Origin of the sequence: Bradyrhizobium sp. CCGUVB4N (assembly GCF_024199945.1) — a bacterium.
Lineage (GTDB): Bacteria > Pseudomonadota > Alphaproteobacteria > Rhizobiales > Xanthobacteraceae > Bradyrhizobium.
Map to the genome: position 1 here is coordinate 6,169,887 of NZ_JANADP010000001.1, position 25,092 is coordinate 6,194,978.

20 protein-coding genes and 1 riboswitch are annotated in these 25,092 nt (G+C 64.5%); of the genes, 11 read left to right on the forward strand and 9 right to left on the reverse strand.

Translation table 11 applies throughout. From position 1 onward, the window contains the following. Position 1 precedes the first annotated feature (1 nt). Positions 2-769, reverse strand: coding sequence for a phosphoribosylaminoimidazolesuccinocarboxamide synthase (gene purC / locus NLM31_RS28680; protein WP_208866972.1), 768 nt, complete (start codon positions 767-769; stop codon positions 2-4). A 319-nt stretch (positions 770-1,088) separates the two neighbouring features. On the opposite strand from purC, the gene NLM31_RS28685 reads away from it, so the two are divergent. Both NLM31_RS28685 and purB read left to right on the forward strand, forming a co-directional pair. Continuing rightward, positions 1,089-1,412 carry a DUF1476 domain-containing protein gene (locus tag NLM31_RS28685; RefSeq protein WP_254132512.1) on the forward strand — a complete coding sequence of 108 codons (324 nt, stop codon included), beginning with the start codon at positions 1,089-1,091 and terminating at the stop codon, positions 1,410-1,412. A 94-nt stretch (positions 1,413-1,506) separates the two neighbouring features. Beyond that, positions 1,507-2,949 (forward strand): adenylosuccinate lyase, encoded by a 1,443-nt coding sequence (gene purB, locus NLM31_RS28690; RefSeq protein WP_254194433.1) that lies wholly within the window; start codon positions 1,507-1,509, stop codon positions 2,947-2,949. Positions 2,950-2,996: 47 nt separating this feature from the next. On the opposite strand, the gene cynS is transcribed toward purB, so the two are convergent. Both cynS and NLM31_RS28700 read right to left on the reverse strand, forming a co-directional pair. Beyond that, positions 2,997-3,485: a cyanase gene (cynS, locus tag NLM31_RS28695; RefSeq protein ID WP_254132514.1), complete on the reverse strand. Its 489-nt coding sequence runs from the start codon at positions 3,483-3,485 to the stop codon at positions 2,997-2,999. Positions 3,486-3,560: 75 nt separating this feature from the next. After that, positions 3,561-5,105: an alpha/beta fold hydrolase gene (locus tag NLM31_RS28700; protein ID WP_254194434.1), complete on the reverse strand. Its 1,545-nt coding sequence runs from the start codon at positions 5,103-5,105 to the stop codon at positions 3,561-3,563. Positions 5,106-5,249: 144 nt separating this feature from the next. On the opposite strand from NLM31_RS28700, the gene mddA reads away from it, so the two are divergent. Genes mddA through NLM31_RS28715 form a run of 3 tightly spaced genes read left to right on the forward strand, consistent with a single transcriptional unit; the run spans position 5,250 to position 7,783 of the window. Beyond that, positions 5,250-6,005 carry a methanethiol S-methyltransferase gene (gene mddA / locus NLM31_RS28705; RefSeq protein ID WP_254194435.1) on the forward strand — a complete coding sequence of 252 codons (756 nt, stop codon included), beginning with the start codon at positions 5,250-5,252 and terminating at the stop codon, positions 6,003-6,005. After that, a complete protein-coding gene (locus NLM31_RS28710) occupies positions 6,002-6,979 on the forward strand; it encodes an NADPH:quinone oxidoreductase family protein (protein ID WP_254194436.1) in 978 nt (325 codons plus the stop codon). The genes mddA and NLM31_RS28710 overlap by 4 nt, the downstream gene beginning before the upstream one ends. Before the next feature lie 54 nt (positions 6,980-7,033). Continuing rightward, positions 7,034-7,783, forward strand: a complete 750-nt coding sequence (locus NLM31_RS28715; RefSeq protein WP_254194437.1) for a hypothetical protein — start codon at positions 7,034-7,036, stop codon at positions 7,781-7,783. Between the two features lie 107 nt (positions 7,784-7,890). Here NLM31_RS28715 and NLM31_RS28720 read toward each other — a convergent pair whose 3' ends face one another. Continuing rightward, a complete protein-coding gene (locus NLM31_RS28720) occupies positions 7,891-9,090 on the reverse strand; it encodes a TrmJ/YjtD family RNA methyltransferase (protein ID WP_254194438.1) in 1,200 nt (399 codons plus the stop codon). A 288-nt stretch (positions 9,091-9,378) separates the two neighbouring features. On the opposite strand from NLM31_RS28720, the gene NLM31_RS28725 reads away from it, so the two are divergent. The 3 genes from NLM31_RS28725 (at position 9,379) to NLM31_RS28735 (ending at position 13,129) form a co-directional block, all read left to right on the forward strand. Further along, positions 9,379-11,106 (forward strand): S9 family peptidase, encoded by a 1,728-nt coding sequence (locus NLM31_RS28725; RefSeq protein WP_254194439.1) that lies wholly within the window; start codon positions 9,379-9,381, stop codon positions 11,104-11,106. Positions 11,107-11,306: 200 nt separating this feature from the next. Further along, positions 11,307-12,521: an NADP-dependent isocitrate dehydrogenase gene (locus NLM31_RS28730; RefSeq protein WP_254194440.1), complete on the forward strand. Its 1,215-nt coding sequence runs from the start codon at positions 11,307-11,309 to the stop codon at positions 12,519-12,521. A 104-nt stretch (positions 12,522-12,625) separates the two neighbouring features. Continuing rightward, positions 12,626-13,129 carry a DUF3455 domain-containing protein gene (locus NLM31_RS28735; protein ID WP_254132523.1) on the forward strand — a complete coding sequence of 168 codons (504 nt, stop codon included), beginning with the start codon at positions 12,626-12,628 and terminating at the stop codon, positions 13,127-13,129. 4 nt (positions 13,130-13,133) lie between these two features. Here NLM31_RS28735 and NLM31_RS28740 read toward each other — a convergent pair whose 3' ends face one another. Then, complete coding sequence (locus NLM31_RS28740) at positions 13,134-14,360, reverse strand: cyclic nucleotide-gated ion channel (protein WP_254194441.1); 1,227 nt, start codon at positions 14,358-14,360, stop codon at positions 13,134-13,136. Between the two features lie 6 nt (positions 14,361-14,366). Further along, the gene (gene alaS / locus NLM31_RS28745; RefSeq protein WP_254194442.1) at positions 14,367-17,045 is read right to left on the reverse strand and encodes an alanine--tRNA ligase; all 2,679 of its coding nucleotides are present in this window, start codon (positions 17,043-17,045) and stop codon (positions 14,367-14,369) included. A 224-nt stretch (positions 17,046-17,269) separates the two neighbouring features. After that, positions 17,270-17,358, forward strand: a riboswitch (glycine riboswitch). 146 nt (positions 17,359-17,504) lie between these two features. Between alaS and gcvT the strand changes: the two genes are divergently transcribed. The 3 genes from gcvT to gcvP are packed head-to-tail and all read left to right on the forward strand — an operon-like array spanning position 17,505 to position 21,917. Further along, positions 17,505-18,653, forward strand: coding sequence for a glycine cleavage system aminomethyltransferase GcvT (gene gcvT / locus NLM31_RS28750; RefSeq protein WP_254132526.1), 1,149 nt, complete (start codon positions 17,505-17,507; stop codon positions 18,651-18,653). A 10-nt stretch (positions 18,654-18,663) separates the two neighbouring features. After that, positions 18,664-19,032 (forward strand): glycine cleavage system protein GcvH, encoded by a 369-nt coding sequence (gcvH, locus tag NLM31_RS28755; protein ID WP_254132527.1) that lies wholly within the window; start codon positions 18,664-18,666, stop codon positions 19,030-19,032. 17 nt (positions 19,033-19,049) lie between these two features. Continuing rightward, positions 19,050-21,917, forward strand: a complete 2,868-nt coding sequence (gene gcvP / locus NLM31_RS28760) for an aminomethyl-transferring glycine dehydrogenase (RefSeq protein ID WP_254194443.1) — start codon at positions 19,050-19,052, stop codon at positions 21,915-21,917. A 133-nt stretch (positions 21,918-22,050) separates the two neighbouring features. On the opposite strand, the gene NLM31_RS28765 is transcribed toward gcvP, so the two are convergent. Genes NLM31_RS28765 through NLM31_RS28775 form a run of 3 tightly spaced genes read right to left on the reverse strand, consistent with a single transcriptional unit; the run spans position 22,051 to position 25,054 of the window. Further along, a complete protein-coding gene (locus NLM31_RS28765) occupies positions 22,051-23,025 on the reverse strand; it encodes a hypothetical protein (RefSeq protein ID WP_254194444.1) in 975 nt (324 codons plus the stop codon). A 42-nt stretch (positions 23,026-23,067) separates the two neighbouring features. Further along, positions 23,068-24,063: a hypothetical protein gene (locus NLM31_RS28770; RefSeq protein WP_254194445.1), complete on the reverse strand. Its 996-nt coding sequence runs from the start codon at positions 24,061-24,063 to the stop codon at positions 23,068-23,070. A gap of 10 nt (positions 24,064-24,073) precedes the next feature. Beyond that, positions 24,074-25,054: a hypothetical protein gene (locus tag NLM31_RS28775; RefSeq protein ID WP_254194446.1), complete on the reverse strand. Its 981-nt coding sequence runs from the start codon at positions 25,052-25,054 to the stop codon at positions 24,074-24,076. Positions 25,055-25,092 lie beyond the last annotated feature (38 nt).

Sequence of the window (25,092 nt, forward strand, 5' to 3'; positions counted from 1 at the left end):
CTCAGCTCTTCACCAGCACCGGACCGGAACCTACCGGACGCTCATTCTCCATGAGGATGCCGAGGCGCTTGGCGACTTCGGTATAGGCCTCGAGCAGGCCGCCGAGATCCCTGCGGAAGCGATCCTTGTCGAGCTTCTCGTTCGACTTGATGTCCCACAGACGGCAGCTGTCCGGCGAGATCTCGTCGGCGACGATGATGCGCATCATCTCGTTCTCGAACAGCCGGCCGCACTCCATCTTGAAGTCGACGAGGCGGATGCCGATGCCGAGGAAGAGGCCGGTGAGGAAGTCGTTGACGCGAATGGCGAGCGCCATGATGTCGTCGATCTCCTGGGGCGTGGCCCAGCCGAACGCGGTGATGTGCTCTTCCGACACCATGGGGTCGTTGAGCTGGTCGTTCTTGTAATAGAACTCGATGATCGAACGGGGCAGCTGGGTGCCCTCCTCGATGCCGAGGCGCTGCGACAGCGAGCCGGCGGCAACGTTCCGCACCACCACTTCCAGCGGCACGATCTCGACCTCGCGAATCAACTGCTCGCGCATGTTGAGGCGGCGGATGAAGTGGGTCGGCACCCCGATGTCGTTGAGGTGCTGAAACAGGTACTCCGAGATCCGGTTGTTGAGGACACCCTTGCCCTCGATCACCTGATGCTTCTTCGCATTGAACGCTGTGGCGTCATCCTTGAAGTGCTGGATCAGGGTACCGGGCTCCGGACCTTCGTAAAGAACCTTTGCCTTGCCTTCATAAATGCGACGCCGACGGCTCATTGGGATGTACCGTGTTTTGTTGAAATCCATGTATTTGGTGTGCTCCGGTTACCAGGTTACGACCCACAGCGGAGCTGCCGTGAACGGCCCGGAACCCCTTCCGAATCCTTGGAAACAGAACGGGAACCAAGCCTTTAGGCAACCTATCCGATTGGCTGTCCCAGCACAATCGATCCGGCCCATCCGACGCTGACTTATACCGCCTCGCCTGCGGCTTTACGGCTCGTTGTTTCGTCGATCGTGCCCTCTATCTAGGCATGCGTGGGGGCCCTCGCAACGAGGGCCGCCAGGTCCATAGCCCCGAGGAATTGGAAGACGCATGAGCGAATTCAACAAGCGCGAAGAAGGCTTTGAGAAGAAGTTTGCCCTCGACGAGGAGCAGAAGTTCAGGGCGGAGGCCCGCCGCAACCGGCTGCTGGGGCTGTGGGCGGCCGAAAAGCTCGGAATCACCGGCGAAGCCGCCACCGCCTATGCCAAGGAGGTGGTCGCGGCCGATTTCGAGGAGGCCGGCGACGGCGACGTCCTGCGCAAGGTCATGGCCGATTTCGCCGCCAAGAACGTCGCCCTCACCGAACAGGCGATTCGCGGCAAGATGAGCGAGCTGATCGCGGTCGCGGCCGCCGAGGTGAAGGCCGGGAAGTAAGCTTAACAGCGAGCGGTGGACGGCCACGGAAGGCCTCCCCGCCGCTCGCGCTGCCGGGCTTGCAGCCGGCCCCCAGCAATGCCAAATGGGCGGCATGTCCCAGGAAAACCGCCAAGATCACATCTCCAACGTCCTCGCCCAACGCTATGCCTCGCCCGCCATGCGGGCCATCTGGAGCGGTGAAGGCAAGGTTCGCCTCGAACGCGATTACTGGATCGCCGTGCTGAAAGGCCAGCGCGAGCTCGGCATTGCCGTACCCAATGGCGTGATCGAGGCTTACGAGCGCGTGAAGGACCAGGTCGACCTGGATTCCATCATGCGGCGCGAGCGCATCACCCGCCACGACGTCAAGGCGCGGATTGAGGAGTTCTGCGACCTGGCCGGTCACGAGCACCTGCACAAGGGCATGACCAGCCGCGACCTCACCGAGAACGTGGAGCAGCTCCAGGTCTATCGCGGGCTGCAGCTGATCGAGACCAAGAGCATCGCCGCACTCATCCGCTTTGCCAAGCACGCCAAGCAGCTCCGCGACATGCCGTTCACGGCGCGCACGCACAACGTCGCCGCGCAGGTTACGACGCTCGGCAAGCGCATCGCCATGTTCGGCGAGGAGATGCTGGTGTCGCATCAGAGCCTGGTCAGCGTGCTCGACAGCTATCCCGCGCGCGGCCTGAAGGGCGCGGTGGGCACAAGGCTCGACCAGATCACCCTGTTCAACGGCGATGCCGGCAAGGCCCGCGCGCTCGAACAGCAGATCCTCAAGCACCTCGGCCTGCCCAAGAGCTTTGATGCGGTCGGCCAGGTCTATCCGCGCAGCCTCGACTTCCGCGCGGTCAGCGTGTTGACCGAGCTCGCCAGCGGTCCCGGCAATTTCGCCAAGACGGTGCGCCTGATGGCGGGCCATGAGCTCGCCAGCGAAGGTTTCGCCAAGGGCCAGGTCGGCTCGTCCGCGATGCCGCACAAGATGAACAGCCGCTCCTGCGAGCGCATCAACGGCCTGCACGTCGTGCTGAAGGGCTATCTCGCGATGGCCGCAGGCCTTGCCGGCGATCAGTGGAACGAAGGCGACGTCTCCTGCTCCGTCGTCCGCCGCGTCATGCTGCCCGATGCCTTCCTCGCCATGGACGGCCTGCTCGAGACGCTGCTATCGGTGCTCGACCAGATGGAAATATTCGACGCCGTCGTTGCGACCGAGCTCAATCGCTACCTGCCGTTCCTGCTCACCACCACGGTGATGATGGAAGCGGTCAAGAAAGGCGCCGGCCGCGAAGGCGCGCATGAGGCGATCAAGGAGCATGCGGTCGCGGCCATCCGCGATCTGCGCACCGGCAAGATCGTGCAGAACGACCTGCTCAAGCGTCTCGCCGCCGACCAGCGTCTCGGCCTCAGCGAAGCCGAGCTGAGCCAGGTGCTCGAGCACGGCCGCGCCAATTCCGGCGATGCCGGCGCTCAGGTTGATTATTTCGCCGAGCAGGTCGATGCGCTGGCGAAGGCGAAGCCTGAAGCGGCCAAGTACACGCCTGGCGCGATCTTGTAAGCGAACAGTTGCGAGCAGCGAATATTCGCTGCTCGCCATTCGCTCCCTCACTCTTCCTTAAATCCATACTCCGGCACGTTGCCGCTGGCGCCGTAATATTTGTACGGCAGGAATTTGCCTGACATCGTGATCTTGACACGGTCGCCCTTCGGGTTGGCGACGCGTTCGATCGCCATGTCGAAGTCGATCGCCGACATGATGCCGTCGCCGAACTCTTCCTCGATCAGCGCCTTCCAGGCCGGACCGTTCACCATCACCATCTCGTAGAAACGGTAGATCAGCGGATCGGTCGGCGGCATCGGCGTGCCCTGCCCGCGCATCGGCACCTCGTTGAGCATCGCGGTCTCGGTCTTCGACAACCCGAACAGCTCCCCGGCGTTGGCCGCTTGCGGCTTGGTCAATTTCATCTGGCCCATGATCGCGCCGACGATCAGCACTTCCGAATAGCCGCCGATTTTCTCGCAGATGTGTTTCCAGCTCCAGCCCTTCTCGCGCTTGATGTCGAGCAGCTTCTCGGTGAGGTCTTCGCGTTTCATGTCGGGGTCTCCCTTGGTCAGGCATGTGACGGGCCTGCCGCTTTGGGAGGCACGAAACGTGCCAATAAATGAGGCTTATCGCTTCAGCGTTTCCATGAATCGCCTGATCGCCTCCAGCACCGGCTGCTGATCGCCGGCAAAGAACCAGTGATCGTGGCCGTCGAGCTCGACGAACTGCGCGCCCTTGATCCGGCTCGCCACATCGCGGCCGGCCGCGATACGCACGGCCTTGTCGTCCCGCCGATGCAGCACCAGCGTCGGCACGGCGATCTGCGGCAGCAGACCGCGCACGTCGGCGTCGCGAAACGCTTCCAGCACGGCCGAGATGCCGCCGGGACTGGACGCGGCGCGCAACAGGCCCGCCCACCAGGCGCGCGCCTGCGGATCGTCCGCAAGGCTCGGCGCAAACGCTTCGATCCCAACCGGGCCGCCCCATTGCGCGATCAGATGCCTGCTCCAGGCGTCATACTGGCTGGCGCGCAGCGCATGCGGATAATCTTCCGCCCAGCACCCCTTGGCCAGCGCGCCGAATAGAATGAGCCCCGCGACGCGGTTCTCGTCATCGGCCGCAAATTTGATGCAGGCCGGTCCGCATTCCGATGCACCGAACAGCACGACGCGACGCGAGCCCGCAGCGCGCAGAACGGTGCCGATATCCTCTGCGGTAACATCGATGCTCGGCGCCGAGCCGACACGGTCGGACAGCCCGATGCCGCGGCGATCGAACACGATGAGGCGCCCGAGCTTCATCAATGACGCCAGGAACGTCCGGCACGCGGGATGCTCCCAGGCGCGCTCCACATGGGAGACGAAGCCGGGCATCACCAGGATATCGAGCGAGCCGCTGCCGTAGGTCTGATACGCCAGATGCACGCCCGCGCCCTTGACGTAGCGCGTGGTCGGAAGCGCATGCGGTGCAGCGGCGGGACTCATCAGCGCTTCGGTCTCGGCTTCCGGCGCAACGTCAAGCTCTCCGCGCAGCCGCTGCGTCAGGGCCGCGTAGTGCCGTTCCGCGGCGCTGCGATCGCCTGATAGCAGCAGGCTGCGGATCAGATGCCGGCCATAGACCTCGCTGAGCGGATCGAGCTCGACCAGACGCCCCGCATGCGCGGTCGCTGCGAAATGGTCGCCCGCGGCGTTCTTGTCCTGCACCAGCCGCTCCAGCGCATGCACGAGCCGCCCCCGCAGCGCCTCGCGACGAAAGAACGCCCAATCGTCGAATTCGGGCGCGTCCTCCGGAGAGAAGCCCGCGAGGAAGTCACCGCGATAGATCCGGCAAGCCTCTTCAAACGCGCCGCGGTCGCAGGCGCTCTCGAACAGATGCGTATCGACCGTCAGTTCGATATCCGGCGACCATCGCACGCTGCTGCGGTCGGTCTCGAACACCGGCTCGCCCAGCGCGAGCTCGATGCGATGAAGCAGGCGCCGCAAGCGCGCCAGCCCGGTCTCGCGGTCGGCCTCGGGCCACAACTGCGTCGCGATCAAATCCCGCGCAACGGCGCCCTTGGCCTCCGCGAGATAGATCAGCAGCGCAAGCCCCTTGCGCAAGGCGAGCTTGATCGGGCGGCCGTCAGCGTGGATCTCGGGGAACCCGAACGTCCCGAGCGAGAAAGCCGTCATGGACATCCTTCCTTCGCAGCAATCCCAGGGGACGCGCAGGGGACGGTCGCGCGGTAGCCATCGGGCTAGATCGAGCCGCCTCGCCTTCGAGCGATTCAGGCTCCTGCATGCGTCACCGCTGCAACAGGCACAATAGGAAAAAACATGATCTCGCGCGTCCTGACCCTGCTCTACGCTCTCGTGAGCTACGCCCTGTTCACGATCTCATTTCTCTATGCGCTCGGTTTCGTCGGCAATTATGTCGTGCCGAAGTCGATCGACGTCGGCAGCCCCACAAGTCCGGGCGAGGCCATCGTCGTCAATCTGCTGCTGATGAGCCTGTTTGCCATCCAGCACAGCGTGATGGCGCGTCCTGCATTCAAACGATGGTCGGCCAATTTCCTTCCCGCGGCCTGCCAGCGCAGCACCTATGTGCTGCTCTCCAGCTTGGTCCTCCTCTTGCTGTTCTGGCAATGGCGACCGATACCGATGCCGATCTGGCAGACGCGCGGAGTTACGGCATGGTTGCTGACCTCTGTGCACTGGCTCGGCTGGTTGATCGCGTTCGCCTCGACCCACATGATCGATCATTTCGATCTGTTCGGCGTGCGCCAGGCCATCGTCGCGTGGCGCGGAGCCAAGATATCAGGTCAATCGTTCCGGACGCCCCTGCTCTACAAGATCGTACGGCATCCGATCATGCTCGGCTTCCTGCTCGCGTTCTGGGCGACGCCCGAGATGACGATCGGCCGTCTGCTGTTCGCGCTCGCGAACACCGCCTACATCCTGGTCGCGCTGCAGTTCGAGGAACGGGATCTGATCGCCGAGTTTGGCGCGACCTATCAGCAATATCGCCAGCGCGTTCCCATGCTGGTGCCGCGGCTGTTCGTGCGCCGCCAGACCGAAGGAGCGCCGCGATGAGAGCGGTTCTTTGTCGTTCTTTCACAGGACCGGCTGACCTTCGCGTCGGCGAGATCGCCGAGCCGAAGCCGGCCGATGACGAGATTCTCATCGACGTCCATGCGGCCTCGGTGAGCTTCATGGACCAGTTGCTGGTCTCGGGCCTCTACCAGATGCGACCACCGCTGCCCTTCGTGCCCGGCACGGAAGCCTCCGGTGTGGTCGTCGCGATCGGCGAGAGGGTCACACAATTCGCCCCCGGCGATCGCGTGGCCTGCAGCAGCTGGACCGGCGGCTACGCCGAACGGATGATTGCCAAGGAATCGAAGAGCGTTCGTCTGCCCGATGGCGTCTCGTTCGAGGCGGCGGCGACCATCCTGCACAATTACGGCACCGCCTATTATGCGCTGGTCGAGCGCGCACGGGCGCTAGCCGGCGAGACCGTTTTCATCACGGGCGCCGCCGGCGGCGTCGGGCTTGCCGCCGTCGATCTCGGCCGCCATCTGGGCCTCCGCGTCATCGCCGGCGTCGGCTCCGACGACAAGGCCCCGCTGGTGCGCCTCTACGGCGCCAGCGATGTGATCAACTATCGCAGCGAGGATCTGCGCGACCGCATCAAGTCGGTCACCTCAGGTCGAGGCATCGATATCGGCTTCGACAACATCGGCGGCGCGATTCTCGAACAGATGGCGCGATTGATGAATTGGGGCGGACGGCTGATGCCGATCGGCTTCACCAGCGGCGAAATTCCACAGGTCCCGATGAACCTGCCGCTTCTGAAGAACTATGCCATCATCGGCGTCTTCGTGGGCGCCTGGGCGGAGAAATTTTCCGCAGAGGCCGCACACATGAACGACACGTTGATGCAATTGCTGGCCGACGGACACATCCGCCCGCACATCGACCGCGTCCTCCCTTTGGAGGAGGCCCGTGACGCCATGCACGCCGTCGCCAACCGGACGGTTCAGGGAAGAATTGTCCTCAAGATCCGATAGAGTAACCCGCACAAGCCCGGCCATGACGCCGTGGAAACTTCAGGAATCTAACCGTTGACCGAGATCATCATCGACAAGCGCTATTGCGGCCCGCCGAACTCCGGCAATGGCGGCTATGTCTGCGGCCGGCTGGCCCAGCACATTCCCGGCGGCGCCGAGGTGACGCTGCGCGCGCCGCCTCCGCTCGACACACCGCTCGCTGCGATCGCAACGGACGACAGCACATGGGAGCTTCGCGATGGTGCCAGGGTCGTCGCCACCGGGCGTGCAGTGAGCGTCGAACTCGCGCGGCTGGAAACAGCCAGCTTCGCGGAAGCCAGCGCCGCCGAATTGCTGACGCCGATCAAGCCGCAGGAGCATCCACTGCCGACCTGTTTCGTCTGTGGCCCCGCAAGGACGAAAGGAGACGGCCTGCGCATTTTCGCCGGACCGCTCGAACGTCACGCACACACGCCCGTCCTCGCAGCGAGCTGGACACCGGATCAGAACCTGGCCGCCGAGGACGGCCTGGTCGCGCCAGAATTTCTCTGGTCCGCACTCGACTGCCCCACCGGCTTCGCCTGCAATTGCGATCCGCAAAACAACGCCGTCGACAAGACGCCGCTCCTGCTCGGGCGGATGTCAGCGCGGATTGAAGCCCGCCCGCGCCCCGGCACGCGCTGCATCATCACGGCATGGCCAACCAGCCGCGACGGCCGCAAGCGCATGGCCGAAGCGGCACTGCATGATGAAAGCGGGACCTTGCTGGCCGTGGCGAAGACGACATGGATTGCCGTCGAACGCGACGTGCAGCTCGGGCGATAGGTGACGGTCTCATAGGGTGGGCAAAGGCGCGAAGCGCCGTGCCCACGAGCTAGAGATGGTGGGCACGCTTCGCTTTGCCCACCCTACGAGACCTTTGCCTTCGACACCTACGCGCCCTGCTCCACCATCCCGGCAAGCCGCACCAGCTCCGCCTCGAGATCGCGCTCGACATCCGCCGCGCGGATCTCCAGCACGCGATAATCGCGCGCCTCCAGCCATGCCCGCCGCGACGCGCGGTCGGCGGCAATCGTCTCGCCCTCGCCTGGATTCACCAGCTCGATCGCGATCCGGTGCGGAAAGGAGACGAAATCCGGGATGTGGCGGCCCACGGGGGTCTGGCGCTTGAACCCACCTGCAAAACGGCGATCGCGCGTGAGCGCCTGCCAGAGCAGGCGCTCGGCATCGGTCGGGTTGCGGCGGAGCAGGCGCGCAAGGCCGCGCACGGTGGAGCCGCTGTCGGGCACGCCGCCGCCCTGGCCGTGCTCGGCCAGCAGCGCGCGCAGGCGCGTGGCCTGCTCGCCATCGAGCACGCCGCCCTTGGCCGGGCCCTTGCGGCCTTCCGCGATGGCCATCACCACGCCGTGGAGCGTGTGCATGTCCTGCTTGGTCGGCTCCATCCTGGAGAAGATGTTGCGCAGGTTGACCAGCATGGTGTCGCGCTTCTCGGCCGGGCGCAAAAATTCGACGCGGTCGAGCTCGCGGATGAGGTTGTCGAAGAAGGACTGCATCTGGTGCTGCGAGGCGCGCTCGGAGCGTTCCGGCATGCCGTGCGGCAGTTCGCCTGATGTCGCGCGCTTGAACCATTCATAGCCGACCAGCAGCACGGCCTGGGCAAGGTTGAGCGAGGCAAAGCCCGGATTGACCGGGAAGGTGATGATGCGGTTGGAGAGCCCGACCTCCTCATTGGTCAGGCCCCAGCGCTCCCGGCCGAACAAGATGCCGGCCTTGCCGCCGGTGGCAACGTGTCCCGAAATCTCCGCGGCGGCCGCTTCCGGCCCCACCACCGGCTTGGCCTGATCATGAGGTCGCGCGGTGGTGGCGAACAGCAGGTCGAGGTCGGCCACCGCCTGCTCCACTGTGTCGAACAGTTCGACCGTTTCCAGAATGTGGTCGGCGCCGGCGGCGGCCCGCTGGGCTGCGATGTTCGGCCAGCCGTCACGCGGGTTGACGATGCGCAAGCGGCTCAGGGCGAAATTACCCATGGCGCGCGCGGCCATACCGATATTTTCCCCGAGCTGCGGTTCGACCAGGATCACGATGGGGCCGTCGAGTGCGAGCCCTGCCTTGGTCTTGTCGGTGCCGGACATCTCAATCCACTTTCTGCTTCAGCTTTCGGCTTCCGAAGAGCTTGAACGTCTGTCCGAAGACCCTGATCCAAACCTTCATCCACGCCGCCCGCCCGCCTTCCGCGCGGCGCAATTTCTCAAGGGAGATAACAGGGTTAGCGGCGTTTGCGAAACCGCAATCGCACCTCAATTGGGGACGATTTCACCGCTCGGCTTGCGCGCGCATTGCTTTCGGATATGGCTATCAACCACAACCAAAGCGAAGCCGAAAGGCCTGAGCTGAAGCAACGATTGAGTGGGGGGATGGCGATGCTGAGCCGATGGAAATTGGCGCTTCTGGGACTGGTCCTGATCGTGGCGGGCGGCCTCATCGCCCATCTGACGCAGACATCAGGCGGCATCCGGATCCAGGATGTCAGGTTCAAGGGCGCCAAGGGCAACACCATGAGTGCCCTGCTCTACATCCCCCAAAATGCCACCGCACAGACCCCGGCACCCGGCATCCTCGCCGTCCACGGCTACATCAATTCCCGCGAGACCCAGGATGGCTTCGCCATCGAATTCGCCCGCCGCGGCTATGTCGTGCTGGCGCTGGACCAGACCGGCCATGGCTATAGCGATCCACCCGCCTTCGCCAACGGCTTCGGCGGCCCTGACGGCCTCGCTTATCTGCGCAGCCTCGACATCGTCGACAAGGCCAATATCGGCCTCGAGGGTCATTCGATGGGTGGCTGGACTGTGCTGGCCGCGGCCACCGCGATGCCGAACGACTACAAGTCGATGGTGCTGGAAGGCTCCTCGACCGGTAAGCCCTTTGCGGCCGACGGCACTCCCAGCTGGCCGCGCAATGTGGCGCTGGTGTTCGCCCAGTACGAGGAATTCTCCACGTTGATGTGGGGCGTCGATCTCGCCCGCGATGTCACCAAGAGCCCCAAGCTGTGGGCGATGTTCGGCACGCAGGGGCCGGTTGAGCCGGGCAAGGTCTATGGCGACCCGGCGGCCGGGACCGCCCGGGTGCTGTACACGCCTGCGATCACGCACCCGGCCGAACACATCTCGCATGAGGCGATCGGCTACAGCCTCGACTGGTTCGCCAAGACGCTGCAGGGCGGCACGCCGCGGCCGGCCGACGACCAGATCTGGTTCCGCAAGGAGCTTGGCACGCTGATCGCGTTTGTTGGTTTCGTCGCGCTGTTGATCGGCACTTTCGACGGCCTGCTCGAAGCGCAGATGTTCTCCCGCCTCCGCCTGCCCGCGGTCCCCGACGGCACCATGCCGCCGCATCACGCCGCCACCGGCCGGCGCTGGACCACAGCTTTCATCCTGTCCGCGTTCATTCCGGCGCTGACCTACTACCCCGCCTTTGCACTGGGCGGCAGCTTCGTGACGCCGTCGGCGTACCTGCCGCAGGGCATCACGAACCAGATCCTGGTCTGGGCCATCATCAACGGCCTGATCACGCTGGCGCTGATGGGCTTCGCCCCGAAGCGCAAGGGGCGGACCGGGCTGCTCGGCCAGTCGCTCGCGATCGCAATTGTCTCTGTCGCCGTCGGCTATGCCGCGCTGTGGCTCGCCGACCTCGCCTTCAAGATCGACTTCCGATTCTGGATCATCGCCCTGAAGCTGATGAACCAGAAGCAGTTTGTGATCTTCCTGATCTACCTGATTCCGTTCACGGCGTTTTTCGTCGTGGCGCTGCACGTGCTGCACCGGAATTTCTCGACCATGGAGGCGCCGCGGCTCGCGCTTTATCTGACCAATATCCTGGCGCTGACGTTCGGCTTCATCGTGCTGCTGGTCCTGCAATACGGCACGCTCTGGCTGACCGGAAAGCTGTTCAACCCGCTCCCCGATCCCGGCTTCGTGCCGCTCTCGACCATCGTCGCCATCCAGTTCGTGCCGCTGCTCGCGATCGTCGCCGTGATCGCGACCTTCACCTGGCGACGGACCGGATCGAGCCTGCCGGGCGCCCTGATCTCCGGCCTGTTCGTGACCTGGTACATCGTGGCCGGCACGGCCACCCAGGCCGCCTTTTAGAAGCGTTCTCGGAGGGCGCCGGTTCGCTCCGGGGATCGGTGCCCAAACAAGGTGCGAGGGCCGTCATTCCGACCTCAGGGAATGGCGGTTCTCGGCGAAAAGATGGGCTGAAAGTGCATAACCGCTCCGCTTCCGCCCGCCCTCGGGCGGTGCTATAGCGCGGGAGATTTCCTCCAGTTCCCAAGAAGGCTTCTCCGATCATGGCAAAAATCAAGGTATCCAATCCCGTCGTCGAGCTCGATGGCGACGAGATGACCCGGATCATCTGGCAGTACATCAAGGACAAGCTGATCAACCCGTTCCTGGATGTCGAGCTGCAGTATTTCGACCTGGGCATGGAGTACCGCGACCACACCAACGATCAGGTGACCATCGACGCCGCCGAGGCGATCAAGAAGGTCGGCGTCGGCGTCAAGTGCGCCACCATCACCCCGGACGAGGCCCGGGTGAAGGAGTTCAACCTCAAGCAGATGTGGAAGTCGCCGAACGGCACCATCCGCAACATCCTCGGCGGCGTGATCTTCCGCGAGCCGATCATCTGCAAGAACGTGCCGCGCCTGGTTCCCGGCTGGACCAAGCCGATCATCATCGGCCGCCACGCCTATGGCGACCAGTACCGCGCCACCGACATCAAGTTCCCGGGCAAGGGCACCCTCTCGCTGAAGTTCGTCGGCGAGGACGGCACCGTGATCGAGAAGGAAGTGTTCAAGGCTCCGGGCGCCGGCGTCGCCATGGAGATGTACAATCTCGACGACTCCATCATCGACTTCGCCCGCGCCTCCTTCAACTACGGCCTGCTGCGCGGCTACCCGGTGTACCTGTCGACCAAGAACACGATTCTGAAGGTCTATGACGGCCGCTTCAAGGACATCTTCCAGGAGATCTTCGACAAGGAGTTCAAGAAGGAGTTCGACGCCAAGGGCCTGACCTACGAGCACCGCCTGATCGACGACATGGTCGCCTCGGCGCTGAAGTGGTCCGGCGGCTACGTCTGGGCCTGTAAGAACTACGACGGCGACGTGCAGTCCGACACCGTGGCGCAGGGCTACGGCTCGCTCGGCCTGATGACCTCGGTGCTGCTCACCCCCGATGGCAAGACGGTGGAAGCCGAAGCCGCCCACGGCACGGTGACCCGCCACTACCGCGAGCACCAGAAGGGCAAGGAGACCTCGACCAACTCGATCGCGTCGATCTTCGCCTGGACCCGTGGCCTGTCGCACCGCGCCAAGCTCGACAACAATCCGGCGCTCGCGAAGTTCGCGGCCACGCTGGAAAAGGTCTGCGTCGACACGGTCGAGGAAGGCTACATGACCAAGGACCTCGCGCTCCTGGTCGGCGCCGACCAGCGCTGGCTCTCGACCACCGGCTTCCTCGACAAGGTCGCTGACAACCTTGTGAAGGCGCTGGCGGCCTAAGCTGCCATCCGCATTTTCGCCCGACTGGGCCAGACATCATCCCGGGCCGCGTCTCACACGCGGCCCGTTCGTTTTTTGAGAGCCCCTTGCGGAGAGATACGACCATGTCGACCAAGTTTGTTGCCCGCTGCCTGCTGCTGCTCGCCGCCATGGCCGCGCCTGCCTCCGCCGCCGAGACGCTGCCCGAGGCCATCGCCGCCGCCGGCGAGAGCGTCGTGCTCAGCGTCCACGCCGAGGGCGCGCAGGTCTATGAGTGCAAGGCCGGCACCGACGGCAAGCTCGCCTGGGCTTTCCGCGAGCCGATCGCGACGCTGCTCTCGGAGGGCAAGACCATCGGCCGCCACTATGCGGGGCCGAACTGGGAGCACGCCGACGGCAGCGCCGTCGTGGGCAAGGCGATCGGCAATGCTCCGGGCGCAACGGCGGCCGATATTCCCTGGCTGAAGCTCGAGGTCGCCTCCCGCCGCGGCAGCGGCGTGCTGACGCCGGTCACCACGGTCCAGCGCATCAACACCCATGGCGGCAAGCTCGAGGGTCCTTGCGACAAGGCCGGCGAGTTCAAAAGCGCGCCCTACTCGGCCGAGTACGTCTTCCTGAAGAAGGGCTGACCGCCTAGCGGTCGGTGCCCTCGCGCTCGGCCTGCGCGAGCTCGGCCGCGGCGAGATCGCCGGTCTCCTCCAGCCGCGCGCGCGCCGTCTCGCGGACGTGGGCGGCGAGCGTCGGCATGCGCGCGATCAGGGCGTGAAAATCCTGGGCGTCGAGCAGCAAGAGCCGCGTCTTGCGCGTCGCCGTCACCGTGCCGCTGCGCTTGGTCTTGTGCAGCAGCGCGATCTCGCCGAAAAACGTGCCGTCGCCGAGCCGCACCTGCTGGCTCGGCAGCGCGATCTCAACCTCGCCGGCGGTGATGAAATACATCGACGAGGCCGCATCGCCCCGCCGCACCAGCACCTCGCCCTGTTCGATCGTGCGCGCGCGGAGCAGCCGCATGATGTCGGCGATTTCGCCGGCCGCGAGATGCGAGAACAGCGGCACGCGGGCGAGCATCCCCCAGGTCACGACGAAATCGCGCCGCTTCACCTCTTCGGCGAAGGCGGTGGAAATGATCGCGACCGGCAGCGCGATCATGGCGAAGCCGCTGATGATGGTGAGGACCGAGATGATCTTGCCGAGCGCCGTCACCGGCACGACGTCGCCATAGCCGACGGTGCCGAGCGTCACGATCGCCCACCACATCGCGTCCGGGATGGTGCCGAGCTTGGTCGGCTGCACGTCGCGCTCGACGGCGTACAGCAGCGAGGCGAACGTCAACACCGCGCCGGTCAGGATGACGAGGCAGCCGATCAGCGCCCGCCGCTCGGCATGCACGGCGGCGAGCAGCGAGCGCATCGCGGGTGAATATCGGATCAGCTTGAAGAACGGCAGCACGCCGAGCGCGGCCAGCGTTGCGTGCCGCCCCATCACCAGCACGATCGCGGCAGGCAGGAACGCCATGAGGTCGATGATGCCGAGCGCCGAGAAGGCATAGCCGAGCCGGTCGGCGAGCGGCGAGCGATTGCGCGGCGTATGGCCCGCCACCGTCCAGAGCCGCGCGGCATATTCCAGCGCGAACACGATGACGCAGAGGATCTTGATCCCGGAGAACAGCGCACCGTATTGCGCATCCAGCTCCGGCACCGAGGCCAGGATCATCGCGAGGACATCGAGCACGATGACGCCGATGATGATCTGGATGAAGCGCGATCCGGCCGAATAGGCCAAGGGATCGTGCTCCAGCAATTCGTAGAGGCGATCCCTCAGATCGGGATCGCGCAGGCCACGCCCTCGCGGAACGAGGCCCATCTGCCTTTAAGCGCCTGCCATCGCTTTTTCGATCGCAGTTAGCGCCTCGGTCGCCTTGCCGCCGTCGGGGCCGCCGGCCTGCGCCATGTCGGGACGGCCGCCGCCGCCCTTGCCGCCGAGCGCTTCGGAGGCGATCTTCACCAGATTGACCGCATTGAAGCGCGCGGTGAGATCGGCGGTGACGCCGACCACGACGCCGGCCTTGCCGTCCTCGGTGACGCCGACGATGGCGACAACGCCGGAGCCGATCTGCTTCTTGCCGTCGTCGGCGAGGCTCTTGAGATCCTTCATCTCGATGCCTTCGACCGCACGCGCCATCAGCTTGACGCCGGCAACTTCGCGCACACCCGAGGCTGCGCCATCACCGGCAGACGCGCCGCCGCCCATCGCGAGCTTCTTGCGGGCATCCGAGAGCTCGCGCTCGAGCTTCTTGCGCTCCTCCATCAGCGCGGTGATGCGCGCCGGAACGTCGTCGATCGAGGTCCGCAGTTCGCTCGCCGCGGTCTTCGCCAGCGCCATCGTCTCGTTGGCGTGCTTGCGCGCGTAGTTGCCGGTCAAAGCCTCGATGCGGCGCACGCCCGAGGCCACCGCGCTCTCGCCGGTCAGCGTGATCAGGCCGATATCGCCGGTGCGCCGCACATGGGTGCCGCCGCAGAGCTCGACCGACCAGCCGAGCGCGTTGGTGCCGCGCTCGCGCGCGGTCTTGCCCATCGAGACGACACGAACCTCGTCGCCATACTTCTCGCCGAACAGCGCGCGCGCGCCGGCCTCGCGGGCCTCGTCGACGCCCATGACGCGGGTGGTGACCTCGTCGTTCTCCAGCACCACGTCGTTGGCGATGTCCTCGACACGCGCAAGCTCTTCGGCCGTGATCGGCTTCGGATGCACGAAGTCGAAGCGCAGACGATCCGGCGCCACCATCGAGCCGCGCTGGGCGATGTGATCGCCGAGCACCTGGCGCAGCGCCTCATGGATGAGATGCGTCGCCGAATGATGCGCGCGGATCGACGAGCGCCTGGAATGATCGACCTCGAGCTGCAGCGCGGCGCCGACCTTCAGCTCGCCGCTCTCCAGCGTGCCGACGTGAACGAAGAAATCGCCGAGCTTCTTCTGCGTGTCGGTGACGCGGAATTTGATGCCGCCCTCGCCCGTCAGCACGCCGGTGTCGCCGACCTGGCCGCCGGACTCCGCATAGAACGGCGTCTGGTTCAGCAGCAGCGCACCGGTGTCGCCGGCCTTGAGGCTGGCAACCTCAGCGCCGTCCTTCACCAGCGCGGAGACCACACCTTCAGCGCTCTCGGTCTCGTAGCCCAGGAATTCGGTGGCCCCGAGCTTTTCGCGCAGCGGGAACCAGATCGCCTCAGAAGCCGCTTCGCCAGACCCCTTCCAGGACTCGCGCGCCTTCGCCTTCTGCCGCTCCATCGCGTCGGTGAACGAGGCCTGGTCGACGCCGATGCCGCGCGACTTCAGCGCGTCCTGCGTCAGGTCGAGCGGAAAACCATAGGTGTCGTACAGCGTGAAAGCGACGTCGCCGTCGAACATGTCGCCCTTCTTCAGGCCCGCGCTCTTCTCATCCAAAATGGCCAAGCCGCGCGACAGAGTTTTGCGGAAGCGGGTCTCTTCCAGCCGCAGCGTCTCCTCGATCAGGTTTTCCGCGCGCATCAAATCGGGATAGGCCTGGCCCATCTCACGGACCAGCGCCCAGACCAGGCGATGCATCAGCGGCTCTTTGGCGCCGAGCAGCTGCGCATGGCGCATCGCGCGGCGCATGATCCGGCGCAGCACGTAGCCGCGGCCTTCGTTCGAGGGCAGCACGCCGTCCGCGACCAAGAAGGCCGAGGAGCGCAGATGGTCGGCGATGACGCGGAACGAGGCGACGGTCTGCTCGTTCGGTCCGCTGCCCAGCGCGGACGAGGTCGCGTCGATCAAATGGCGGAACAGGTCGGTCTCGAACACGCTGTCGACGCCCTGCATGACGCTGGCCATGCGCTCGAGGCCCATGCCGGTGTCGATCGAGGGACGCGGCAGATCAACGCGCTGCTCCTTCGTCACCTGCTCGTATTGCATGAACACGAGATTCCAGAATTCGAGGAAGCGGTCGCCGTCCTCTTCCGGCGAGCCAGGAGGGCCGCCCCAGATGTGATCGCCGCGATCGATGAAGATTTCCGAGCACGGGCCGCACGGGCCGGTGTCGCCCATCGCCCAGAAATTGTCCGAGGTCGGGATGCGGATGATGCGGTCGTCGGAGAAGCCGGCGATCTTCTTCCAGAGTCCGGCCGCCTCGTCGTCGGTGTGATAGACGGTGACGAGCAGCTTGTCCTTCTTCAGCCCGTATTCCTTGGTGATCAGCTTCCAGGCCAGCTCGATCGCGCGCTCCTTGAAATAGTCGCCGAACGAGAAGTTGCCGAGCATCTCGAAGAAGGTGAGATGGCGCGCGGTGTAGCCGACATTGTCGAGGTCGTTATGCTTGCCGCCGGCGCGCACGCATTTCTGCGACGTGGTGGCGCGCTGATAGGGCCGCTTCTCGACGCCGGTAAAGACGTTCTTGAACTGCACCATGCCGGCATTGGTGAACATCAACGTCGGATCGTTGCGCGGCACCAATGGCGAGGACGACACGATCTCGTGGCCGTTCTCGGCAAAGAAGTTCAGAAAGGTCGACCTGATCTCGTTGACGCCGCTCATGTTCATCCAATCGGGTGTGCTTGGACCCGCTTTTCGTGCCATCCAAACCGGTGATTTGGGCTGATATCTGCGGGCCAAAGCGCTTTTAGACAAGGCCAGCTTCGCTGTCCAGAAACTGTGCAGAAAGATCAGAGGGTTGCCGCAGTCGCGCAATCCCGTTGGAAAGCCGCCAGGTGCGCGTTGACAGGCTTGGCCGGGCTGTGGTCTGTACCCATCTGTATCGTACGGCCACGTCGGGAGAGACCGGCTTCATTGCCGGCGCCGAAGGAGCAACCGCCCCGGAAACTCTCAGGCAAAAGGACCGCGTGGCTTTGACGACATCTGGAAAGAGGCGCCGACGGGCTTGAAGCCCGGACTGCGTCCGCCGACGGGATAATACTCTCAGGCACAGCGACAGATGGGGCTTCGACTGGTTGCTTCCGGGGAATCGTCCCCGGGGAACCGCCGAGGACCCCTGCGATGTCCGTGCGTGACGACAAAGACTCCCTGAAACGTACCCCCCTCTACGACCTTCATGTGACGCTGGGCGGCAAGATGGTGCCGTTCGCGGGCTATGACATGCCCGTGCAGTACCCCGCAGGCGTCCTCAAGGAGCACCTTCAGACCCGCTCCTCCGCCGGCCTGTTCGACGTCTCCCACATGGGCCAGATCGCCCTTCGGCCGAAATCCGGCAAGGTCGAGGACGCCGCCCGCGCGCTGGAGCGGCTGGTGCCGCAGGATATTGTGGCGATTGCACCGGGACGGCAGCGCTACGCCCAGTTCACCAATGAAGATGGCGGGCTTCTGGACGATCTGATGGTCGCCAATTTCGGCGATCACCTGTTCCTGGTCGTCAACGCTGCCTGCAAGGCCGAGGACGAGGCGCATCTGCGCGCGAATCTCTCCGACACCTGCATCATCGATTCGCTTGCCGATCGCGCGCTGATCGCGTTGCAGGGCCCAAAGGCCGAGTCAGCGCTGGCGAAATTATGTGCAGCAGCGCCCGCCATGAAGTTCATGGATGCCGGCCCGCACGAGGTTGCCGGCCTCCCCTGCTTCGTCTCGCGCTCGGGCTACACCGGCGAGGACGGTTTTGAGATCTCGGTGGCAGCTAGCGATGCCGAGCGCCTCGCCAAGACATTGCTGGACAACTCCGATGTGATGCCGATCGGCCTTGGTGCCCGCGACAGCCTGCGGCTGGAAGCCGGGCTCTGTCTCTATGGCCACGACATCGACACCGACACGACGCCGGTCGAGGCCGCGCTGGAATGGTCGGTGCAGAAGAGCCGCCGCACCGGCGGCGCCCGCGCCGGCGGTTTTCCTGGTGCCGACAAGATCCTCGCTCATTTCGATCACGGCGCAGCTCGCCGCCGCGTCGGCCTGCGCACTGAGGGCCGCGCGCCGGTGCGCGAAGGCGCGCTGCTGTTCGCGAACAGCGAGGGCGGTGACGCAATCGGAAAGGTCACCTCGGGCGGCTTCGGCCCGAGCCTGAATGCGCCGGTGGCGATGGGCTACGTGCCCACTGCCTCAAGCGCACTCGATACAAAACTCTTTGCGGAAGTGCGCGGGCAACGTTTGCCGCTCACCGTCGCCGCCATGCCCTTCGTGAAAAACACCTACAAACGCTGAGGACAAGAAAATGACCACGACGCTGTACACCACCGACCACGAATGGCTCGCGATCGACGGCGATGTCGCAACCGTCGGCATCACGGATTACGCGCAGTCGCAGCTCGGCGACGTCGTGTTCGTCGAACTGCCCAAGGTCGGCCGCACCCTGAAGAAGGCGGAAGCCGCCGCCGTCGTGGAATCGGTGAAGGCCGCTTCCGACGTCTACGCGCCTGTTACCGGCGAAGTGCTCGAGACCAACGCCGAACTCGCCGCCGAGCCAGCGCTGGTGAACTCGGATGCACAGAGCAAAGCCTGGTTCTTCAAGATCAAGATTGCCGACAAGAGCGAGCTTGGTGGCCTCATGGATGAAGCCGCCTACAAGGCACACACGGCTTAAGGACGATGGAGCAAGCGATGACCGCGCACCGCAAGTCGAACGGCGATACCGCCGCTAATTTCGCACGCCGCCACATCGGCCCCTCGGCGCGCGATGTCACCGCAATGCTCGAGACCGTCAACGCCAAGAGCGTCGACGCATTAATGGCAGAAACGCTGCCCGCCTCGATCCGGCAGGCAGCCCCGCTCGATCTCGGCAAGCCGCTGAGCGAGACCGAGGCGATCGCACATATGGCCGAGCTCGCGCGCCAGAACCAGGTCTTCACCTCGCTGATCGGCCAGGGCTATTCCGGCACGATCCTGCCCGCGGTGATCCAGCGCAACATCCTCGAAAACCCCGCCTGGTACACGGCGTATACGCCCTACCAGCCCGAGATCAGCCAGGGCCGGCTGGAGGCGCTGTTCAACTTCCAGACCATGATCTGCGACCTCACCGGGCTCGACGTCGCCAACGCCTCGCTGCTCGATGAGGCCACTGCCGCAGCCGAAGCCATGGCGCTCGCCGAGCGGCATTCGCGGGTCGAGGCCAAGGCCTTCTTCGTCGACAAGGACGTGCATCCGCAGACGCTCGCTGTGATGCGCACCCGCGCCGAACCGCTCGGCTGGTCGCTGGTCGTCGGCGATCCCCTCACCGATCTCGACAAGCAAGACGTGCTGGGCGCGCTGCTGCAATATCCTGGAACCTCGGGCGCGGTGCGCGACCTCAGGCCCGCGATTGCGGCGCTGAAGGCCAAGGGTGCGCTCGCGATCGTTGCCGCCGACCTGCTGGCCTTGACGCTGATCGCCTCGCCCGGCGAGCTTGGCGCCGACATCGCGATCGGCTCCGCGCAGCGCTTTGGCGTGCCGATGGGTTACGGCGGACCGCACGCGGCTTATATGGCGGTGCGCGATGCGCTGAAGCGCTCGCTGCCCGGCCGCATTGTCGGCCTCTCGGTGGACTCGCGCGGCGCACCGGCCTATCGCCTGGCGCTGCAGACCCGCGAGCAGCACATCCGCCGCGAGAAGGCGACCTCCAACATCTGCACCGCGCAGGTGCTGCTTGCCGTGATTGCGGCGATGTATGCGACCTATCACGGCCCCGAGGGTCTCGCGCAGATCGCACGCAACGTGCATCGCCGCGCGGCCGTGCTCGCGGCCGGCCTGCGCAAGCTCGGCTTTGCGCCGCAGTCTGAGGCCTTCTTCGATACGCTCAGCGTCGATGCCGGCGCTGAGCGAGCCGAGATCATCGCGCGCGCGACCGCCGAGACAATCAATCTCGGCGTTGGTGAAACTGCGCTCCGCATCGCACTCGACGAGACCACGACGCCCGCGACTGTGGAAGCTGTCTGGCGCGCGTTCGGCGGCCAGCTGTCCTACGCCGAGATCGACGCCACCACGCGCGAAGCGCTGCCGGAGGCGCTGAAGCGCACCACGGCGTTCCTGACCCATCCCGTTTTCCACGCGCATCGCTCGGAAACCGAGATGCTGCGCTATATGCGCAAGCTCAGCGATCGCGACCTCGCGCTCGACCGCGCGATGATTCCGCTCGGCTCCTGCACCATGAAGCTGAACGCGACCACCGAGATGATGCCGCTGACCTGGCCGGAATTCGGCAGTCTGCACCCGTTCGCGCCGCGCGAGCAGGCCGCCGGCTATCACGCGCTGTTCGCGCGGCTGGAAAAATGGCTGTGCGACATCACCGGCTATGACGCGATCTCGCTGCAGCCGAATTCGGGCGCGCAAGGAGAGTATGCCGGCTTGCTCGCGATCCGCGGTTATCACGCCGCGCGCGGCGAGACGCATCGAAAGATCTGCCTGATCCCCTCCTCCGCCCATGGCACCAACCCGGCCTCGGCCGCGATGGTCGGCATGGACGTGGTGGTAGTCGCCTGCGAGGCGAACGGCGACGTCGACGTCAACGATCTCCGCGCCAAGGCGGAGAAGCATTCGAACGATCTCGCCGCGGTCATGATCACCTATCCCTCGACGCATGGCGTGTTCGAGGAGCATATCCGCGAGATCTGCGACATCGTGCACGGCCATGGCGGCCAGGTGTATCTCGACGGTGCCAACCTCAACGCGCAGGTCGGGCTGTCGCGGCCCGGCGATTACGGCGCCGACGTCAGCCATCTCAACCTGCACAAGACCTTCTGCATCCCGCATGGCGGCGGTGGCCCTGGCATGGGCCCGATCGGCGTGAAGGCGCATCTCGCGCCGTTCCTGCCGGGTCACCCCGCGACAAAGGCGGATGCTGCGGTCGGTCCGGTCTCGGCCGCGCCGTTCGGTTCGGCCTCGATCCTCACCATCTCCTACATCTACATCCTGATGATGGGCGGCGAAGGCTTGAAGCGCGCAACCGAGATCGCGATCCTCAACGCCAATTACGTCGCGGCAAGGCTCGATGCGCACTTCCCGGTGCTCTACAAGAACGCCAGGGGCCGCGTCGCGCATGAGTGCATCGTCGATCCCCGTCCGCTGAAGGCAACTTCGGGCGTCACCGTCGATGACATCGCAAAGCGCTTGATCGACTACGGCTTCCATGCCCCGACCATGAGCTTTCCGGTGCCGGGCACGCTGATGATCGAGCCGACCGAGTCGGAATCCAAGGCGGAGCTCGATCGGTTCTGCGATGCCATGATCGCGATCCGAAAAGAAATCGCCGAGGTCGAGGCCGGCCGCTTCAAGATCGAGGCCTCGCCTCTGCGCCACGCCCCGCACACCGTGCACGACATCGCGGACGACGATTGGAAGCGCGCCTACGCCCGCAGCGAGGGCTGCTTCCCCCAGGGCACCTCGCGCACCGACAAATATTGGTGCCCGGTCGGCCGCGTCGACAACGTCTATGGCGACCGCAACCTGGTGTGCTCGTGCCCGCCGGTGAGCGATTACGCGGAGGCCGCGGAGTAAATTTCGTAGGGTGGGTTAGCGGGCGGCTGCGCGAAGCGCGGACGCTGGCGTAACCCACCACTTCTGCCTTAACGGAGACAGACACGGTGGATTACGCCTTCGGCTAATCCACCCTACGGCACTGAACGCGTAGCTAAGGCGCAACCAACGACCGGCTTTCGCGATCCCATCGCCAAAGCTTCTCGTTGGTCAGTTCAGTGCCGCCCCACCAGCGCTTGATGGAGTTGTGGCGCCACATGTCGTCTTCGCGGGCGACAAGCGAACGCCCGAGGTCGGTCAGCGTGACCTTCCACTCGCTCCTGCCGAAGTAGCGGTCCTCATTGTCGAACGCCGGATCGCCCAACAGAACCGGCGGCGCCGAATAATCCGCCAGGTCGAGCAAGGAATTTCTCGCTTCGTTTTCGTCGAACACATCGCGAATCCATCTTGCCTCGGTGACGAGCCTTGGGTCGGTATGCCCATCGTTCACATCGGCCAGAATGTCCATTTCGCTGGCACCGAGTCCCGTCACGCTGTCCGGAAGCTCCCCAAGCATCGCAACGAGTGCCGCTCGAAGCCTCGGCAGGATCATCAGATCCGTCATCAGCAGGTCGAAACAGGGTTCTGGCGTTGCAGCCCGATGGGCTCGCCAGGCGCGGCTTGCGGTCACCAAATGGTTGTCGGCCACCTTGCAGGCCGGCAACTTCCATTTTGCGACAGACTCCGGAGCATAGTTCGCGACCTCGACATCCGTATGCACCAAACTCAGCTTCGACGTGATCTCCTTGTAGGGGCGAAGCAGGTCGAGGAGCCAGACCAGCACGAGTTGATCACTATGGAGCGGGTCAACCCACACTTCGATCGAATCGAACTTCGCGCATAGCTCGAAGAAACCGATATCGCGCGTGCCGAAACCATTCAGCGAGCCGCGACAAGTGTCATCAAGCCAATGATCCCCCGAATTGCAGTGCTTTGCCGTTCGCCGCTCCAGCCCCATCAAGAGCTGCTCCTCTGACGGCAACTTCCCCGAGACGAAGCGCAGAGAGAACCCGAGCGCGAGGTTCGCCAGGCCTGATTGGCCAAGGACGTTCTCTGCGAGATGGTTCGTCGCCAAGATCAAATGAGACACGATTGCCGCCTAAAGGTTGATACACAAAAACAGGAACACACATCAGGCCGGCGCAACCAACGAATGGGTCTCCCCGTCCCACCGCCAGAGCCGCTCGTTGGTCAGGTGAGTGCCGCCCCACCACCGATCGATCCGGTTGTGCTGGCGAAAATTCTGGTCGCCTCCCAGCACCGCCTTGCCGAACTCGGTCAGCGACAATCGGGATTGCTTGTACCGTTGGAGACGGTTGGAATCGTTGTGCATGTCCAGTGAAAACGGGCCTTCATCCAATCCAGCGACCGCGGGCCTGTCGCACCGGGCGAGCCCATCAAGCAATTCGCCAACTTCCCAATATCCGTAGACATGCAGCTCCGCGTGCTTCTGACGACCCGGAAAGACATCGAAAGGCTGCAGGCCGCCTCGGGCGATGAGCTGGAGTATCCGCAGCTCCGCGGCTCCAAGGCCCGAAGAGGGGCGCGGCAGCTCTTCGAGGAGAGCCGTTGCATAGGGCGAAAGTTGCGGCAACCAGGCCAAATTCGTCTTGAAGAGATCGCGCCAACTTTCCGGAGTTGGCGCACAATAGGCCCGCCATGCACGGCTGGCTAATTTGAGTTCGTGAGATTCAATCTCGACAATCGGCGGATAGAGCTCTCCCCGCGGCGGCGCGATATCTCTCGCACCCACGGGGAGACAGCGTACGACAAAGCCGGGATCCACGTTGCGCGTACGGCGCCAATGATCGAGCAGCCAGAGCAGGATCAATTGCGCATTTGGCTCCGGCCCTCGCCAAAACTCGACCGCATCGTATTGCGCAAACAATTCGATCAATCCGAGATCCTTCGCGCCCGATTCTTCAAGGCGCCAAGACGGTGTATCGTCGAGCCAATGAAAACCATGTGGCTGCGTTGTACGCGCCGCAAAGAACGCATCGCGCTCAGCAGCGGAGGGCAACGGTCTCCAGACCAGCCGGCGCTCAATCGCAATCACGAGATCAGCAAGGCCTGCCTGTTGGATGGCGCCGGCGATGGACGAGTCGGTCGTCACGATGAGCTTCGTCATGTCGGTCGTCTCAGGGCTTGGTCAGTACAGCGCCGTAGCGCCACAGCTGCTCGTTGGTCAGATGCGTGCCGCCCCACCAGCGGTCGATGGGATTATGGCGGCTGAAGTCTTCCCGGTGGGCCAGGACGGCCTTCCCAAACTCCGTCAACGACAACCGGCTGCGGAGATAGACTTCGTGCCGAGCTCTTAGATTTTGAAGGTCGATGGTACGAAGTTCGTCGCCTAACCCGGCCACAGCAGGCTTGGGGCCGAGGGCGAGGCCTTCGAGCAAATATCCCAGTTCGACCTCACCCCATACGTAAGTGCCGCGTAACGAGCTTAGATGGAACAACGGATTCGTGTTCACATACCAGTCAAGCATCTCCAAAAATCGCATTTCCGTCGCACCGAGTCCTGTCAAGGGAGACGGGAGCTCTGCCAGAAGCTCTAGCAAGGCTGGCCGCAGCATGAGCAAGCCACTCAAATCGCGGTGAAGAAGTTTGGTGCAGGGCTCAGGGGTCGGCGCGCGGTAGGCCGACCACGCCAACTTGGCTGTCTCGAAGTCCTCAGCACGGACGTCCCCGACAGGAATATGCGGCTCGGACTTGGCGAAATCATAATCGGGACTGAACCTCAGATCGGAGTCCAGCAATCGCAACGTGAGCTTCTGGGCCAGCGCAGGACAACCACTGAGGTGGTCGAGCAACCAGACGAGTTGCAATTGGTCTCGGGCGGTCGCCGCGAACCAGAGTTCGATCTCGTCATAAGGCTCGCAAAACTCGGCCAGGGATAATTTGCGCCCCTTGGTACCCCGTGGCCAACGAACCCAATCCGACCAGTGTTCAGCCGGGCCAAGATCTGCCGTGTAGGCCGCGAAATAGGCCGAGAGCTTTTCTGGCGATGGGAGAGGCCCCCACGCGAATTGAAAATGGAACGGGATGACGATCTCGGCCAAGCCCGATCGCGCAAGCTCGCTCCCGCCGCCCCAACCAGTCAAGATCAGACGCTTCATCACACCACCCGATCACGACAACGCAAAGAGAAACGGGC

Bases quoted from the DNA above. Each gene is read 5' to 3' on its own strand.
- purC (WP_208866972.1), bottom strand. From the start codon at position 769: ATGAGCCGTCGGCGTCGCATTTATGAAGGCAAGGCAAAGGTTCTTTAC.
- NLM31_RS28685 (WP_254132512.1), top strand. From the start codon at position 1,089: ATGAGCGAATTCAACAAGCGCGAAGAAGGCTTTGAGAAGAAGTTTGCC.
- purB (WP_254194433.1), top strand. From the start codon at position 1,507: ATGTCCCAGGAAAACCGCCAAGATCACATCTCCAACGTCCTCGCCCAA.
- cynS (WP_254132514.1), bottom strand. From the start codon at position 3,485: ATGAAACGCGAAGACCTCACCGAGAAGCTGCTCGACATCAAGCGCGAG.
- NLM31_RS28700 (WP_254194434.1), bottom strand. From the start codon at position 5,105: ATGACGGCTTTCTCGCTCGGGACGTTCGGGTTCCCCGAGATCCACGCT.
- mddA (WP_254194435.1), top strand. From the start codon at position 5,250: ATGATCTCGCGCGTCCTGACCCTGCTCTACGCTCTCGTGAGCTACGCC.
- NLM31_RS28710 (WP_254194436.1), top strand. From the start codon at position 6,002: ATGAGAGCGGTTCTTTGTCGTTCTTTCACAGGACCGGCTGACCTTCGC.
- NLM31_RS28720 (WP_254194438.1), bottom strand. From the start codon at position 9,090: ATGTCCGGCACCGACAAGACCAAGGCAGGGCTCGCACTCGACGGCCCC.
- NLM31_RS28725 (WP_254194439.1), top strand. From the start codon at position 9,379: ATGCTGAGCCGATGGAAATTGGCGCTTCTGGGACTGGTCCTGATCGTG.
- NLM31_RS28730 (WP_254194440.1), top strand. From the start codon at position 11,307: ATGGCAAAAATCAAGGTATCCAATCCCGTCGTCGAGCTCGATGGCGAC.
- NLM31_RS28735 (WP_254132523.1), top strand. From the start codon at position 12,626: ATGTCGACCAAGTTTGTTGCCCGCTGCCTGCTGCTGCTCGCCGCCATG.
- NLM31_RS28740 (WP_254194441.1), bottom strand. From the start codon at position 14,360: ATGGGCCTCGTTCCGCGAGGGCGTGGCCTGCGCGATCCCGATCTGAGG.
- alaS (WP_254194442.1), bottom strand. From the start codon at position 17,045: ATGAGCGGCGTCAACGAGATCAGGTCGACCTTTCTGAACTTCTTTGCC.
- gcvT (WP_254132526.1), top strand. From the start codon at position 17,505: ATGTCCGTGCGTGACGACAAAGACTCCCTGAAACGTACCCCCCTCTAC.
- gcvH (WP_254132527.1), top strand. From the start codon at position 18,664: ATGACCACGACGCTGTACACCACCGACCACGAATGGCTCGCGATCGAC.
- gcvP (WP_254194443.1), top strand. From the start codon at position 19,050: ATGACCGCGCACCGCAAGTCGAACGGCGATACCGCCGCTAATTTCGCA.
- NLM31_RS28770 (WP_254194445.1), bottom strand. From the start codon at position 24,063: ATGACGAAGCTCATCGTGACGACCGACTCGTCCATCGCCGGCGCCATC.
- NLM31_RS28775 (WP_254194446.1), bottom strand. From the start codon at position 25,054: ATGAAGCGTCTGATCTTGACTGGTTGGGGCGGCGGGAGCGAGCTTGCG.